Origin of the sequence: Ciceribacter azotifigens, from assembly GCF_048159625.1 — a bacterium.
Classification (GTDB): Bacteria; Pseudomonadota; Alphaproteobacteria; order Rhizobiales; family Rhizobiaceae; genus Allorhizobium; species Allorhizobium azotifigens.
On the sequence record NZ_JBLQTA010000004.1, the window covers coordinates 174,799 to 188,624 of the forward strand.

Genomic DNA, 13,826 nt, shown 5'->3' on the forward strand with positions numbered 1-13,826 from the left:
CGGTCGAAGATCATCCGCACCAAGAACCTGGAACTCCGCTCATGCGCCCTGCTGTCGTCGTGCTCAGCCTTTCCGGCGCGCTCGCGCTGACCGCCTGCCAGTCCGACACGCCGAAGCCGAGCCGCGGCCATTCCGCGCTCGACGTCATGGAGAGGGTGGCGGTCGGCGCCAATACCTGCTGGATCAAATCGGGTGACGGCGATTTCAAGGGTTACGCCATGGCGCCGGAGCTCGATTCCTATTCCGGTCGTCCGCGCATTCTGCTCGTCCGGAAGAACAGCAGCGACATCCGCCCGCACCTCGTCGTGCAGGCAGAGGGCAACCCGGCGCGCCTTGATGCCTTCGGGCCGATGATGGACGAGCCGGTTCATGCTCGCATCGTGCGCGATGTGAACCGCTGGTCCAAGGGCGACAAGGGCTGCTGATCGCCTTTCCTCCGCGCCTTGGCGACGCACGCTCCCTGTGGAAAAGTAGTCCCAGAATGACGATCGAAGAGCATCGTCACCAATATACGCTTTTCCTGTTGCACTAATAAACGCCGTCAGCCTATCCTCCGCACAACCTTCCCGAGCTGCTTCGCTTCGGAGGTGATCTGCAGGAGGAGCCTCGATCAATGGGTACTGCCACTGCTGTCAAGCTTCGGCGCCTCGGAACAGCGGTGGCCATGCTTTCAATTGCGTGGTCCGGGCAAGCGGCGGCGCAGGAGCACCTGTTCGATGAGGTGCGTCTTGGCGGATTGATGGCCGCCGACAAGACCGACACCAACGACGAGAGGGGCGGCTTCGTCGAGGCCATGTTCTTGTTCGACCCATGGGGCCACAATGAGGCCGACGGCCTGCAGAAGCTCATCCGTCCCCGTGTTCATGCCGGCGCGACCATCAGCTCCGCCGGGGAAGCCAGCCAGCTTTTCACCGGCCTCAGCTGGACCGTCGATCTCGGCGATGGGTTCTTTCTCGAGAGCGGCTTCGGCGGCACCCTGCACAATGGAGACCTGAGGGACGACGGAACGGACGGCCCCAAGCTCGGCTGCTCGCTTCTGTTTCACGAGTATGCCGCGGCCGGCATCAGCCTCGATGCCCACTGGAGGGTCGTTGCGCAGCTCGAGCACTCCTCGCATGCCAACCTCTGTGGCGACACCAACAACGGCCTCACGCGCGGCGGGATTCTCCTCGGCTACAAGTTCTAGGACCGATCGAGGACGGGGCGGCGGCGACCACCCGTCCGGAATTCACTTTGGAGACACCGTCCTGTCGATCGCGAGAAACAGCGAGCGGCGGATTTCAGCGTCCGCTTGGCGCTGCGTCAACCCGATGTCGCGAAGCTGACTGGCCGTCAGCCCGGCAAGGTCGATCCGGGTCCTGCGGACACGCCGCCGACGGGCCGCCTCCCCGAGGATTGCTGCCAGAGCGTTCCTGACACGCCGCCACCATGGCGCCGAGCCTCCGGTCTCGCCTCGAATCTGGCGCATTGTATCGATTGTCATCATATTCTCCGGATATCGACATCAAAAGTCAGATACAATTGCTATGAATTGACAAGTCGAGAATGACAATCTACGAAAATGTCACCATGACAAATTGGCTTCCAGACATCGCCTCGACCGAAGGCCCCCTCTATGTCCGCATCGCCGACGCGACCGAACGCGACATCAAGCGCGGACGCCTCTCCCACGGCGCGAAACTGCCGCCGCAGCGGGATATCGCCTACGACATGGGTGTCACGATCGGGACGATCTCCAGGGCCTACAACCTGCTGCGCGAGCGCGGCCTGGTGTCCGGCGAAGTCGGACGGGGCACCTACGTGCTCGAGACGCAGCGGGAAGCGCCCGCACCGGCCGGGGATCCCGTCGTCGCCCGTTTCGGCGGGACGAGACCGCTAACGGCACCGGCCGGAAAATTGCGCTTCGACACCACGGCCGCCGTCGACGTCGGGCAAGCGGCCTTCATCGCACAGCTGATGCAGGATATCGCCCGCGATTATCCGGGTGAGCTTGCGAGCTACACCCGCACGCTCGCCCCGCACTGGCTGGAGGCGGGTCGCCGGTGGCTGGCCAGCGGCGACTGGGCACCCGACGCAGAGACAATCACGCCCCATCTCGGTGTTCATGCCGCCGTCGTCGCCATCATCGCGGCGGTTACCAGCCCCGGCGACCGTTTGCTCTGCGAGCATCTGACCTATTCGCAGGTGTCGCGCAGCGCGACCCTGATCGGCCGCCAGGTCTGTCTCGTCGATTCCGACAGGGACGGCATCCTGCCGGACGACTTCGAAAGGGTCTGCGCACGCGAGCACCCGAAGCTCGCCTTCATCATCAGCTCGGGACAGAATCCAACCCTTAGCTCCCTGCCCGAGGAACGGAGGCGGCAGATCGCCGAAATCGCCCGCAAGTACAACGTCTTCCTGATCGAAGACTACATCTATGGCGCCCTGATACAGGACCGCATTCCGTTGCTTGCGGAAATCGCACCCGACCGGACCTTTCTCGTCGGAGGGCTGTCGAAAGCGGTCGCTGCCGGGGTTCGCGGCGCGTGGGTCGCGGCCCCCGACCATTTCTCGCAACGCCTGCGGGTCACCCAGAAGATGACCTCCGGCGGGCTGCCCTTCGTCCTCGCCGAGCTGAATGCACAGCTCGTGCTTTCGGGCGCGGCCGACGATATCCGCCAGCGTGTCGTCGAGGAGATCGGCATCCGCGAACGTCACGTGCGCGACATCTTCGCGGGCCACGTGTTGCGCTCTCATCCGTGCATTCCGTTCTTCTGGCTACAATTGCCGGAGCCTTGGCTTTCAGGAACCTTCAAGCAGGCGGCGCTCAACGAGGGCGTGCTGATCGACGACGAGGACGAGTTCAAGGCCGGCCGCTCCTCCCGTGTCTACCACCACGTCCGCGTGGGTTTCAGCGAAGGCCGCGAGCGGGAAGCCATGCTTGCCGGTCTGCACACGCTGCGCCGACTGCTCGACGGCGGCCCGGCAGCCTACGAAACCGATTCCTGAATCTCCTCCGGATCACGTCGAAAAACGGGCAATTTCCCTATCGCGGTTTGGCCGCGCATGGGCTATAGGCAGTCCGAAGCCGCCGTCCCAACGATCCAGAGAAGATCATGACCATTCCGAACGCCATTCCGATCACGCCTGAACTCGTCGCCGCCCACGGTCTCAAGCCTGAGGAATACGACCGGATTCTGGAGCTGATCGGACGCGAGCCGACGTTCACCGAGCTCGGCATCTTCTCCGCCATGTGGAACGAGCACTGCTCCTACAAATCCTCCAAGAAGTGGTTGAAGACACTGCCGACCAAGGGACCGCGCGTGCTGCAGGGTCCCGGTGAGAACGCCGGCGTCGTCGACATCGACGACGGCGATTGCGTCGTCTTCAAGATGGAAAGCCACAACCACCCCTCTTTCATCGAGCCCTACCAGGGCGCTGCGACCGGCGTCGGCGGCATCCTGCGCGACGTCTTCACCATGGGCGCCCGCCCGGTAGCGGCAATGAACGCGCTGCGCTTCGGCGCGCCGGATCATCCGAAGACCCGCCATCTCGTCGCCGGCGTGGTTGCCGGCGTCGGCGGCTACGGCAATTCCTTCGGGGTGCCGACAGTCGGTGGCGAAGTCGAGTTCGACGCCCGCTACAACGGCAACATTCTCGTCAACGCCTTCGCCGCGGGACTTGCTAAGTCGAACGCAATCTTCCTTTCGCAGGCCAAGGGCGTCGGCCTGCCGGTCGTCTATCTCGGCGCCAAGACCGGCCGCGACGGTGTCGGCGGCGCGACCATGGCGTCCGCCGAATTCGATGAATCGATCGAGGAAAAGCGCCCGACCGTTCAGGTCGGCGACCCCTTCACCGAGAAGTGCCTGCTCGAGGCCTGCCTCGAACTCATGCAGACTGGTGCGGTCATTGCGATCCAGGACATGGGCGCCGCCGGCCTGACCTGCTCGGCCGTCGAGATGGGCGCCAAGGGCGACCTCGGCATCGAGCTCGACCTCGACAAGGTGCCGGTCCGCGAAGAGCGCATGACCGCCTACGAGATGATGCTGTCGGAAAGCCAGGAGCGCATGCTCATGGTCCTCAGCCCGGAAAAGGAGCAGCAGGCCGAGGCGATCTTCCACAAGTGGGGCCTCGACTTCGCGATCGTCGGCAAGACGACCGACGACCTGCGCTTCCGCGTCCTGCACCAGGGCGAGGAAGTGGCGAACCTGCCGATCAAGGAACTCGGCGACGAGGCTCCGGAATACGACCGCCCGTGGGTCGAGCCGAAGGCGCCGGCCCCGCTCGCGGAGAACGACATTCCGCAGGCGGACGTTGCCGACGCCCTCCTGAAGCTCGTCGGATCACCGAACAATTGCTCGCGCCGCTGGGTCTACGAGCAGTACGACACGCTGATCCAGGGCAACTCGCTGCAGCTTCCGGGCGGCGACGCCGGCGTAGTGCGCGTCGACACCCATCCGACCAAGGCCCTCGCCTTCTCCTCCGACGTGACGCCGCGCTATGTCGAGGCCGACCCGTTCGAGGGCGGCAAGCAGGCGGTGGCCGAGTGCTGGCGCAACATCACCGCGACCGGCGCCCTGCCGCTCGCTGCGACCGACAACCTCAATTTCGGCAATCCCGAGCGTCCGGAAATCATGGGCCAGTTCGTCTTCGCGATCAAAGGCATCGGCGAAGCCTGTAAGGCCCTCGACTTCCCGATCGTCTCGGGCAACGTCTCGCTCTACAACGAGACCAACGGCCAGGCGATCCTGCCGACCCCCACGATCGGCGGCGTCGGTCTGCTCAACGACTGGTCCAAGATGGCCCGCATCCGCTTTGCCGCCCAGGGCGAAGCGATCCTGCTCGCCGGCGCACCTTCGGGCTGGGGCACGCATCTCGGCCAGTCAGTCTACCTGCGCGATGTTCACGGTCGCACCGACGGCCCTGCCCCGCATGTCGACCTCATCGAGGAGAAGAAGGCGGGCGACTTCGTTCGCGGCCTTATCGAGGACGGGCTGGCGACGGCCGTCCACGACTGCTCGTCCGGCGGCCTTGCTCTCGCGGTCGCCGAAATGGCGATGGCCTCGGGAATCGGCGCCAGCATCAACGCGCTCGAGGGCGCTGATCCGATCCCGGTTTTCTTCGGTGAAGACCAGGGCCGCTATGTCGTGACGGTCAAGGAAGAGAACGTCGATGCGGTGCTCGTCCGCGCCGAAGCGGCGGGCGTCTTCTGCCCGTGGATCGGGCGGACCGGCGGTTCGACGGTTAAGCTGGGACAGGCTCGCCCGGTGGCAATTGAGCAATTGCGCTCGGCACATGAATCGTGGTTCCCTGACTTCATGAGCGGAGAACTGGCCTAAGGCCGCCCGCAAGGAAGGAGTACCGATCATGGCTATGAAACCCGGCGACATCGAAGATCTCATCAAGGCTGGCATCCCCGGGGCCCGCGTCGTGATCCGTGACCTGGCCGGAGACGGCGATCACTATGCTGCAGAGGTCGTCGCGGAGGCATTCCGCGGCAAGACGCGCGTGCAGCAGCACCAGATGGTCTATGACGCGCTGAAGGGCAATATGGGCGGCGTGCTGCATGCGCTCGCCTTGCAGACCTCGGTTCCGGAATAGCTCAACGGAAAGTCACGACCGTGAAGGGCGTCCTCGGCGAATTCATCGCGGCACTGATCAGGAGCATCGTCTCGGGGCTCACGAGGCGCCGACGGCGCTCTCATGTCACCCACCGGACGTCGTCCGCCTCGCGGCAGAAGAGCATCACGCGCAGCGCCGGCAAGACGGCGCGCGCGGCTCGCCGGATCAACCGCCGAAGCCGATAGGACACACCCTTCGCCTGTTTCTGGCTTTTTTCAATTGGCGGCTGGAAATCTCGGCTCGCCATGTTATCTAAGCGAAAGACGAAGCAGCGGCACTTGAACCGCATGTGAAAGGATTTTGCCATGAGCGGCATCAACGAACTCATCGACAACGAAGTGAAGAGCAACGACGTGGTTCTCTTCATGAAAGGCACTCCGCAGTTCCCGCAGTGCGGCTTTTCCGGTCAGGTGGTGCAGATCCTCGATTATGTCGGGGTCGACTACAAGGGCATCAACGTGCTCGCCGATGACGAGATCCGCCAGGGCATCAAGGAGTATTCCAACTGGCCGACGATTCCGCAGCTCTACATCAAGGGCGAATTCATCGGCGGCTGCGACATCGTCCGTGAAATGTTCCAGTCTGGCGAACTGCAGAAGCATCTCGCCGGACAGGGCATCAGCGCCCGCGGCGCCGCCTGATATCCCGATCCGCGGCGTCCGCCGCGGACATCCATGACGCGTTCAATTTGCTAAGGCGCCGCCTCCCACGGCGCCTTCTCGCTGTTTTCCAGGAATGGATTCGATGAACAAACCACTGGAATCGCGTCCTTCCCTGCTCAAGGGTATGGGACGGCCGGAATTCATCGCGCTGATGGCGTTCCTGATGGCGCTGAACGCGCTGGCGATCGACATCATGCTGCCGGGGCTGCAACAGATCGGCAGCGCCCTCAACGTCACCAACGAGAACCACCGCCAGTATGTCGTCTCGGCCTACCTGATCGGCTTCGGCATCGCGCAGCTTTTCTACGGCCCGGTGGCTGACCGCTTCGGCCGTCGCAAGCCGATGCTGTCCGGCCTCGGCGTTTACGTTCTCTCCTCCCTCGCCGTCACGCTGGTGCCGAGCTTCGGCGCGCTGCTCGTACTCCGCTTCATCCAGGGTCTCGGCTCGGCCGCCATGCGTGTCATCACCATCTCCGTCGTCCGCGATGTCTACGGCGGCCGCCAGATGGCGGAGGTCATGTCGCTCATCATGATGGTCTTCATGGTGATCCCGGTCGTCGCTCCCGGCACCGGCCAGGTCATCATGCTGCTCGGCCACTGGCACCTGATCTTCGTCTTCATGGCGGTGGTAGCAACGCTCGTCGGCTGCTGGATGTATGTCCGCCTGCCGGAAACACTGTCACCGGCGGACGTTCGGCCGTTCACCGTGCGCTCGATCCTAGGGGGCTTCCGCATCGTCCTCACCGATCGGGTGGCGCTCTGCTACACGCTGGCGAGCACCTTCATCTTCGGCGCGCTGTTCGGCTTCATAAATTCGGCCCAGCAGATTTATGTCGGGATCTATCATCTCGGCACCTGGTTCCCGGTCGCCTTCGCCGGCGTCGCGACCTTCATGGCGCTGTCGTCCTTCGTGAACTCGCGCCTCGTCGGACGCTTCGGCATGCGGCGACTCTCGCACGCCTCGCTGGTCGGCTTCATCTCCATCACTTTCGTATGGCTGCTGGTGCAGGTCTTCGGACCTCAGCCGATGCCCTTCCCGCTGTTCTTCGTGCTCTTCGCTCTGGCGATGTTCCAGTTCGGCTGGATCGGCTCGAACTTCAACTCGCTGGCCATGGAACCGCTCGGCCATGTGGCAGGCACCGCTTCCTCGGTGCTCGGCTTCATGGGGACCGTCGGCGGTTCGCTGATCGGCGCGGCAATCGGCCAGGCCTATGACGGAACGGCATTGCCGATGGTGGCCGGTTATTTCACTGTGTCGCTGATCGGTCTCGTCTTCGTGCTGATCGCCGAGAAGGGACAGTTGTTCCGGCCGCACAACGCCCCGCGCTGACAAGAAAAAGCCCGGTCTGACCGGGCTTTTCTTTCAGACGGTGAAGACCTTCGCCATCAGCTCCCGCCAGCTCTCCTCGTCATTGGCGATCAACAAGCCGCCGGCCGTGTGGTGTGGAAGATAGGGCGAACCGTCGAAGCGGGCGGCATGGGCGCCTGCCTCTTGCGCAATCAGCGTGCCGGCCAGATGGTCCCAGGGCATCAGCTTGTTGTACATGGCGAAATCCATGTGCCCCTGGGCGAGCAGGCGGTATTCGTGAGCCGCGCAGCGATAGCTGGTGAAGAGACGTACGTCCGCCAGATTGGAGAGCAGCTTTCGGCGGGTCTCGATCTCGAAGAAGCCCGTATTGGCGATCCCGATCATCTGTGAGAGCGGCTGCGACGGCCGCATGACCATCCGCTCCTGCGTGCCGTCGGGGCGGCAGAGCCAGGCCCCCGATCCCTTTTCCGCGATCGCCCAGTCGTTGCCGATCGGGTCGTAGATGATGCTCGCAACGGTTTCGCCCTCGGAGACGACGCTCAACATCACGCCGAACAGCGGCAGGCCGGCGGCGAAGTTGAAAGTGCCGTCGATCGGGTCGACGACGACAGCGAGATCGGCATCGGCGATCTTGTCGAGAAGGGCCGGATCGGCGGCGACCGACTCTTCACCAACGAAGAGGGCGTCGGGAAGCAGTTCTGCGACTCGGTCGCGGATCATCCGCTCCGCCGCCTCGTCGGCCTCGGTGACGAGATCGATCGCCTCGGTCTTCATCCGGATGTCGCCGTCTCCGAGATTGCGGAAACGGGGCAGGATCTCGGCATACGCCGCCTCCTGAAGCACGTTGGCGAGCGCAGCGATGTCGAGATCGGCCATGGTCATTCGTCCTTTGTGGGCGAGAGGGAGGAGAAGTCGAAGAGCTTCGGATCGAGCAGATGCGACGGATCGACATGGGCGAGCGCCCGCAGCATGGCGTCCTTGCGGCCCGGCATCTTCGCTTCGATGCCGGCGAGCATCTCCTTCATCGCGTTGCGCTGCAGCCCGTCCTGGGAGCCGCAGAGATCGCAGGGGATGATCGGAAACTGCATGGCGACGGCGAACCGCGCGAGGTCCTCCTCCGCCGCATAGGCGAGCGGACGCAGGACCATGAGGTCTCCCTCGTCGTTCACGAGCTTCGCCGGCATGGCCGACAACCGGCCGCCGTGGAAGAAGTTCATGAAGAAGGTCTCGAGAATGTCCTCGCGGTGATGGCCGAGCACCAGAGCCTCGCATCCCTCCTCACGGGCGATCCGGTAGAGATTGCCGCGCCGGAGCCGGGAACAGAGCGAACAATAGGTGGCGCCCTGCGGCACCTTCTCCGTCACCACCGAATAGGTGTCGCGGTATTCGATCCGGTGCGGAACGCCGATCGACGCGAGATAGTCCGGCAGCACGTGCTTGGGAAAGTTCGGCTGCCCCTGGTCGAGATTGCAAGCGACGAGATCGACCGGCAGCAGGCCCCGCCATTTGAGGTCGAGGAGCAGCGCCAGCAGCCCGTAGCTGTCCTTGCCGCCGGAAAGCCCGACCAGCCAGCGCTTCTGCCCCTTCAGCATGTCGAAATCGGTGATCGCCTGCCGGACCTGGCGGATCAGCCGCTTGCGCAGCTTGTTGAAGCCGACCGAGCGCGGGGCGTCGGCAAAGACCGGATGGGCGGACACCGCGTCCGCGATCTCCCCATCATCGCCGGCATCGGCTTCGAATTGCTCGGCGGGCGTCGAAAGTGTCATCGTCTGGCTCCGGGACGGCCGGGATGGCTCGCACTGGCAATGCCTGCTCGGCGCGCGAAGATCAAGCCCCGAACACCGACCAGCCGGTGCGGGAGGCGAGCATTTCGAGCGCGACGGTGCCGAGTGCTGAGTTTCCGACCTTGTTCAGGCCCGGCGACCAGACGGCGATCGAGGCCTTGCCCGGCGCGATCGCCATGATGCCGCCGCCGACCCCGCTCTTGCCCGGCAGGCCGACATGGAAGGCGAAATCGCCCGAACCGTCATAGTGGCCGCAGGTGAGCATCAGCGCATTGATACGCCGCGCCCGCTTTTCCGACACCACGGAATAGCCGCCGATCGGGTCAGCACCGCGCGCTGCAAGAAAGAGCCCCGCCCGGGACAACTGTCGGCAGGTCATCGCAAGTGCGCACTGGTGAAAGTAAACTCCGAGAACATGATCAACATCATGCTGGAGGTTATTGAAAGAACGCATGAAGTTCGCGAGCGCGTAGTTGCGGTAGCCCGTCGCCGTTTCCGACTGTGCCACCGCCTTGTCGATCGTGATCGTGTCGTCGTCGGCGAGCGAGCGCACGAAGCGCAGGAATTCGCCGATCGCCTCCTTCGGCTTGTAGCCGGCAAGAACGAGGTCGCAGATGACGATGGCACCGGCATTGATGAAAGGATTGCGAGGAATACCCTGCTCATGCTCGAGCTGGACGATGGAGTTGAAGGCCGTGCCCGACGGCTCGCGACCGACCCGGCGCCAGAGCGCCTCGCCGACCTTGCCGAGCGCCAGCGTAAGCATGAACACCTTGGAAATGCTCTGGATGGAGAAAGGCACCGCGGCATCGCCGGCCTCGTAAACCTTGCCGTCGACCGTGGTCACCGCGATCCCGAACTGGTTCGGGTCCACCTTGGCAAGCTGAGGGATATAGTCCGCTACCTTGCCCTCGCCCCGTCGTTCCGCGAGCTCTGCGACAATCCCGTCGAGAAGTGCCTGAATATCCATGAGACAGTCCTCCTAACAAAAAAGCCGCCCCGAGGGACGGCTTTTCTGAATTCCGGATAGCACGCAATTAGCGCGAATAGAATTCGACGACCAGCTGCGGTTCCATGACGACCGGGTACGGAACGTCGGAGAGCGTCGGAACGCGAGCAAACGTCGCAACCATCTTGTTGTGGTCGACTTCGATGTAGTCCGGAACGTCACGCTCGGCGAGCTGGACCGATTCCAGAACCGTAACCAGCTGCTTGGACTTCTGGCGAACTTCGATGACGTCGCCGGCCTTGCAACGGTAGGAACCGATGTTGACGCGAACGCCGTTGACGGTGACGTGGCCGTGGTTGACGAACTGGCGGGCAGCCCAGACGGTCGGCACGAACTTGGCGCGATAGACGATGGCGTCGAGGCGCGATTCGAGCAGGCCGATCAGGTTTTCACCGGTGTCGCCCTTGCGGCGGTTGGCTTCTTCGTAGATCGCGCGGAACTGCTTCTCGCGGATGTCGCCGTAGTAGCCCTTCAGCTTCTGCTTAGCACGCAGCTGCACGCCGAAGTCGGAGAGCTTGCCCTTGCGGCGCTGGCCGTGCTGGCCCGGGCCGTATTCGCGGCGGTTGACCGGGGACTTCGGACGGCCCCAGATGTTCTCGCCCATGCGGCGGTCAATTTTGTACTTGGATGATGCGCGCTTGCTCATCGTATTTCCTTTCGACGTCTTCTTATGCGGCGCCTTCCGGCCCCGCCCTGTTAGGAAACACGCCCTCCTCTGGATTGCCTTCCGGCTTCTCCTGACAGGCGGCTCACGTCAGCAACGGAGCAGCCACGGGACATGTCAAATGAAACACCGGGCGTCGCCACCCGGTGCTGGCGCTGTCTTTAGGGGCAAGTCGCGGAATTGTCAACAAGCAGCGTGTGAGCCCGTCCGGGTTTGCTCGGGCCGCTTTTGTCAGCATATCACGGCATCGTTCGGCACGCAGCCATGGATTTTCTCTCGCCCGCCTCTTGAACAGCTCCGGCCGGCTTACCACCTCCGTCGTCGGCACCGGGCCCCTCTGACGTGTATCGCCGGATCGACCGTGATGTCGGTGCTCTTCCAATCAACCTGATCCGGCATGGACTATGTCATGGATTTCCTATGGGTTGATTTCCAGGGCGCCGCCGTCTGGATGTGGCTCGCCTTCATTTCCGCCGTTATCGCTCTGCTCGCCCTCGACCTCGGCGTTCTTCACAAAAAGAGCCACGAGATCGGCATCAGGGAGAGCCTGCTGATGTCCGGCATCTACATGACGCTCGGCGTTCTCTTCTCCGGCTTTGTCTGGAGCCAGTTCGGCCAGCAGGCAAGCGTAGAATACCTGACCGGCTTCGTGATCGAAAAAAGCCTGGCGATGGACAATATTTTCGTCATCGCCATGATCTTCGGCTACTTCTCCATCCCGCGCGAATACCAGCACCGCGTCCTGCTCTACGGCATTCTCGGCGTGATTGTGCTGCGCGGGATGATGATCGCCGCCGGCGCGGCCGTCGTTGAGAACTATGGCTGGGTTCTCTACCTCTTCGCCGCTTTCCTCATTATCACGGGCATCAAGATGCTGTTTTCGAGCAGCGAGCCCTATGACGTGGAGAACAACCCGGTCCTGAAACTGCTGCGCAAGCACCTGCCGCTCACCGACCGGCTGCATGGCGAGAAATTCTTCGCCCGCGAAGCCGACCCGAAGACGGGCAGGCTGAAGACTTATCTGACGCCTCTGATGCTGGCGTTGATCCTGATCGAGTTCGCCGACCTCGTCTTCGCCGTCGATTCGATCCCGGCGATCTTCGCGATCACCACCGATCCGTTCATCGTCTACACGTCGAACATCTTCGCAATCCTCGGCCTGCGGGCGCTCTACTTTGCGCTCGCCGCCCTCATCCACCGCTTCGCCTATCTCAAATATGCGCTGTCGGTGGTGCTCATCTTCATCGGCTCGAAGATCTTCGTCGCCGACATGCTGGGCCTTGCCAAAGTCCCGCCGCTGGTTTCGCTGGGTGTCACCGTCGCGATCCTCACCGCCGGCATTATCGGCTCGCTATGGGCAACCCGCGGCAAGCCGGCAGCAAAGCCCGCCGAGTAGGCGCCTCCCTTCAATCCCCCCGCGCCGGAACCTGCCGGCGCGGTTTTCTTTTCCCGAAACCGGCATTCCCGCCGCGTGACCGGCGCGCTAAGGTCGCCGTGATTTTCAGCCAGAATCGGATACCCGCCATGTCCCTTCCCCATGACACCGTTCTCGACCGCCTTCTCCGCTACGTCGTGATCGACACACAGTCCGATCCGACCTCGCAGGCGCAGCCGTCGACGGAAAAACAGAAGAATCTCGGCCGCCTTCTGGAGCGCGAGCTGAAGGCGCTTGGGCTCGACGACGCCCATCTCGACAAGCACGGCAATGTCTATGCGACGATCCCGGCCAATACGGACAAGGATGTGCCGGCGATCTGCTTCTGCTCACATATGGATACAGCCCCGGATTTTTCCGGCACCGGCGTCAAGCCACAGATCGTGAAGAATTACCAGGGCGGCGACGTCCGCCTTATCGGCGACACGAGCCGGGTCATCCGCGTTTCGGAGCACCCGGATTTGAAGGACCAGATCGGCCATGACATCGTCACCACCGACGGCACGACCCTGCTCGGCGCCGACGACAAGGCGGGTGTGGCCGAAATCATGTCCGCGGCGCAGTTCCTCGTCCGCAATCCCGAGATACCGCACGGGCCGGTCAAGATCCTCTTCACCACCGACGAGGAGATCGGCCGCGGAGCCGACAAGGTGGACTTGGAAAAGCTCGGCGCGAAGTTCGGCTACACGATGGACGGCTCGACCGTCGGCGAGATCGAGAACGAGACCTTCTCCGCCGACGGCGTGACCATCACGATCAAGGGCGTCGCGATCCATCCCGGCACCGCCAAGGGCAAGATGGAGAACGCCATCAAGATCGCCGCCGACATCATCGGCCGCCTGCCGAAGGACCAGGCGCCGGAGACGACGGAGGACCGGCAGGGTTTCATCCATCCGGTCGGCGTCAGCGCCTCGATGGAGGGCGCGGAACTCGGCTTCATCATCCGCGACTTCGAAGAAAAGGGCCTCGCCGAAAAGGAGGCACTTCTGAAGGCGATCACCGAGGATGTCATGGCGAGCTATCCGGGCTCGACCTTCACCTTCACGGTCAAGGAACAGTACCGCAACATGAAGATCGTCCTCGACCGCCATCCGGAAGTGATGGAGAACCTGCTGGAAGCGACCCGCCGAGCCGGACTCGAGCCAAAGGTCACCAGCATCCGCGGCGGCACCGACGGCTCGCGCCTCTCCTTCATGGGCCTGCCCTGCCCCAACATCTATACCGGCGGCCACGCCTACCACTCGCCGCTCGAGTGGGTCAGCGTGCAAGATATGGAAACGGCGGTAAAGACGATCGTGGAACTGGTGAAGGTCTGGGAAGAGCGGGCCTGACGGCCCGCAAGCTCTCAAGCCGGAAGACGAA

Annotated in this window: 15 protein-coding genes; 9 read left to right on the forward strand and 6 right to left on the reverse strand. The window is 63.4% G+C overall.

What is annotated here, in order from left to right; genetic code table 11:
• The first annotated feature begins 41 nt into the window (after positions 1–41).
• Both ACM6UT_RS08215 and ACM6UT_RS08220 read left to right on the forward strand, forming a co-directional pair.
• Positions 42–425 carry a hypothetical protein gene (locus tag ACM6UT_RS08215; RefSeq protein ID WP_416796860.1) on the forward strand — a complete coding sequence of 128 codons (384 nt, stop codon included), beginning with the start codon at positions 42–44 and terminating at the stop codon, positions 423–425.
• Positions 426–613: 188 nt separating this feature from the next.
• Positions 614–1,186, forward strand: coding sequence for an acyloxyacyl hydrolase (locus ACM6UT_RS08220; RefSeq protein ID WP_416796861.1), 573 nt, complete (start codon positions 614–616; stop codon positions 1,184–1,186).
• A 42-nt stretch (positions 1,187–1,228) separates the two neighbouring features.
• On the opposite strand, the gene ACM6UT_RS08225 is transcribed toward ACM6UT_RS08220, so the two are convergent.
• Complete coding sequence (locus tag ACM6UT_RS08225) at positions 1,229–1,483, reverse strand: YjiS-like domain-containing protein (protein WP_416796862.1); 255 nt, start codon at positions 1,481–1,483, stop codon at positions 1,229–1,231.
• 86 nt (positions 1,484–1,569) lie between these two features.
• Here ACM6UT_RS08225 and ACM6UT_RS08230 point away from each other — a divergent pair, with 86 nt between their 5' ends.
• From ACM6UT_RS08230 to ACM6UT_RS08240, 3 genes are all read left to right on the forward strand, one after another.
• Positions 1,570–2,988, forward strand: coding sequence for an aminotransferase-like domain-containing protein (locus tag ACM6UT_RS08230; protein WP_416796863.1), 1,419 nt, complete (start codon positions 1,570–1,572; stop codon positions 2,986–2,988).
• 107 nt (positions 2,989–3,095) lie between these two features.
• Positions 3,096–5,318: a phosphoribosylformylglycinamidine synthase subunit PurL gene (gene purL, locus ACM6UT_RS08235; RefSeq protein WP_416796864.1), complete on the forward strand. Its 2,223-nt coding sequence runs from the start codon at positions 3,096–3,098 to the stop codon at positions 5,316–5,318.
• A gap of 28 nt (positions 5,319–5,346) precedes the next feature.
• Positions 5,347–5,580 (forward strand): BolA/IbaG family iron-sulfur metabolism protein, encoded by a 234-nt coding sequence (locus tag ACM6UT_RS08240; RefSeq protein ID WP_112685033.1) that lies wholly within the window; start codon positions 5,347–5,349, stop codon positions 5,578–5,580.
• 100 nt (positions 5,581–5,680) lie between these two features.
• Here the strand turns inward: ACM6UT_RS08240 and ACM6UT_RS08245 are convergent, their stop codons facing one another.
• Positions 5,681–5,917, reverse strand: a complete 237-nt coding sequence (locus ACM6UT_RS08245) for a hypothetical protein (RefSeq protein WP_416796865.1) — start codon at positions 5,915–5,917, stop codon at positions 5,681–5,683.
• On the opposite strand from ACM6UT_RS08245, the gene grxD reads away from it, so the two are divergent.
• Entirely contained in the window at positions 5,907–6,242 is a 336-nt protein-coding gene (gene grxD / locus ACM6UT_RS08250) for a Grx4 family monothiol glutaredoxin (protein ID WP_416796866.1), read from the forward strand. The two genes, ACM6UT_RS08245 and grxD, sit on opposite strands and share 11 nt — an antisense overlap.
• Before the next feature lie 145 nt (positions 6,243–6,387).
• A complete protein-coding gene (locus ACM6UT_RS08255) occupies positions 6,388–7,593 on the forward strand; it encodes a multidrug effflux MFS transporter (RefSeq protein ID WP_416797081.1) in 1,206 nt (401 codons plus the stop codon).
• Positions 7,594–7,626: 33 nt separating this feature from the next.
• On the opposite strand, the gene ACM6UT_RS08260 is transcribed toward ACM6UT_RS08255, so the two are convergent.
• The 4 genes from ACM6UT_RS08260 to rpsD all read right to left on the reverse strand — a co-directional run bounded on the left by ACM6UT_RS08260 (position 7,627) and on the right by rpsD (position 11,011).
• Positions 7,627–8,448, reverse strand: coding sequence for an inositol monophosphatase family protein (locus tag ACM6UT_RS08260; RefSeq protein WP_416796867.1), 822 nt, complete (start codon positions 8,446–8,448; stop codon positions 7,627–7,629).
• 2 nt (positions 8,449–8,450) lie between these two features.
• Positions 8,451–9,338 carry a tRNA 2-thiocytidine(32) synthetase TtcA gene (ttcA, locus tag ACM6UT_RS08265; RefSeq protein ID WP_416796868.1) on the reverse strand — a complete coding sequence of 296 codons (888 nt, stop codon included), beginning with the start codon at positions 9,336–9,338 and terminating at the stop codon, positions 8,451–8,453.
• 61 nt (positions 9,339–9,399) lie between these two features.
• Positions 9,400–10,326: a glutaminase gene (locus tag ACM6UT_RS08270; RefSeq protein ID WP_416796869.1), complete on the reverse strand. Its 927-nt coding sequence runs from the start codon at positions 10,324–10,326 to the stop codon at positions 9,400–9,402.
• 67 nt (positions 10,327–10,393) lie between these two features.
• Positions 10,394–11,011, reverse strand: coding sequence for a 30S ribosomal protein S4 (rpsD, locus tag ACM6UT_RS08275; RefSeq protein WP_114361602.1), 618 nt, complete (start codon positions 11,009–11,011; stop codon positions 10,394–10,396).
• A gap of 427 nt (positions 11,012–11,438) precedes the next feature.
• Here rpsD and ACM6UT_RS08280 point away from each other — a divergent pair, with 427 nt between their 5' ends.
• Both ACM6UT_RS08280 and pepT read left to right on the forward strand, forming a co-directional pair.
• Positions 11,439–12,425 carry a TerC family protein gene (locus ACM6UT_RS08280; protein WP_416796870.1) on the forward strand — a complete coding sequence of 329 codons (987 nt, stop codon included), beginning with the start codon at positions 11,439–11,441 and terminating at the stop codon, positions 12,423–12,425.
• A gap of 128 nt (positions 12,426–12,553) precedes the next feature.
• The gene (gene pepT, locus ACM6UT_RS08285) at positions 12,554–13,795 is read left to right on the forward strand and encodes a peptidase T (protein WP_416796871.1); all 1,242 of its coding nucleotides are present in this window, start codon (positions 12,554–12,556) and stop codon (positions 13,793–13,795) included.
• Positions 13,796–13,826: the final 31 nt, after the last annotated feature.

Coding starts and splice junctions, on each gene's coding strand:
- ACM6UT_RS08270 (WP_416796869.1), bottom strand. CDS start 10,326: ATGGATATTCAGGCACTTCTCGACGGGATTGTCGCAGAGCTCGCGGAA.
- ACM6UT_RS08225 (WP_416796862.1), bottom strand. CDS start 1,483: ATGACAATCGATACAATGCGCCAGATTCGAGGCGAGACCGGAGGCTCG.
- ACM6UT_RS08215 (WP_416796860.1), top strand. CDS start 42: ATGCGCCCTGCTGTCGTCGTGCTCAGCCTTTCCGGCGCGCTCGCGCTG.
- rpsD (WP_114361602.1), bottom strand. CDS start 11,011: ATGAGCAAGCGCGCATCATCCAAGTACAAAATTGACCGCCGCATGGGC.
- grxD (WP_416796866.1), top strand. CDS start 5,907: ATGAGCGGCATCAACGAACTCATCGACAACGAAGTGAAGAGCAACGAC.
- pepT (WP_416796871.1), top strand. CDS start 12,554: ATGTCCCTTCCCCATGACACCGTTCTCGACCGCCTTCTCCGCTACGTC.
- ACM6UT_RS08280 (WP_416796870.1), top strand. CDS start 11,439: ATGGATTTCCTATGGGTTGATTTCCAGGGCGCCGCCGTCTGGATGTGG.
- ACM6UT_RS08245 (WP_416796865.1), bottom strand. CDS start 5,917: ATGCCGCTCATGGCAAAATCCTTTCACATGCGGTTCAAGTGCCGCTGC.
- ACM6UT_RS08255 (WP_416797081.1), top strand. CDS start 6,388: ATGGGACGGCCGGAATTCATCGCGCTGATGGCGTTCCTGATGGCGCTG.
- ttcA (WP_416796868.1), bottom strand. CDS start 9,338: ATGACACTTTCGACGCCCGCCGAGCAATTCGAAGCCGATGCCGGCGAT.
- purL (WP_416796864.1), top strand. CDS start 3,096: ATGACCATTCCGAACGCCATTCCGATCACGCCTGAACTCGTCGCCGCC.
- ACM6UT_RS08240 (WP_112685033.1), top strand. CDS start 5,347: ATGGCTATGAAACCCGGCGACATCGAAGATCTCATCAAGGCTGGCATC.
- ACM6UT_RS08230 (WP_416796863.1), top strand. CDS start 1,570: ATGACAAATTGGCTTCCAGACATCGCCTCGACCGAAGGCCCCCTCTAT.
- ACM6UT_RS08220 (WP_416796861.1), top strand. CDS start 614: ATGGGTACTGCCACTGCTGTCAAGCTTCGGCGCCTCGGAACAGCGGTG.
- ACM6UT_RS08260 (WP_416796867.1), bottom strand. CDS start 8,448: ATGGCCGATCTCGACATCGCTGCGCTCGCCAACGTGCTTCAGGAGGCG.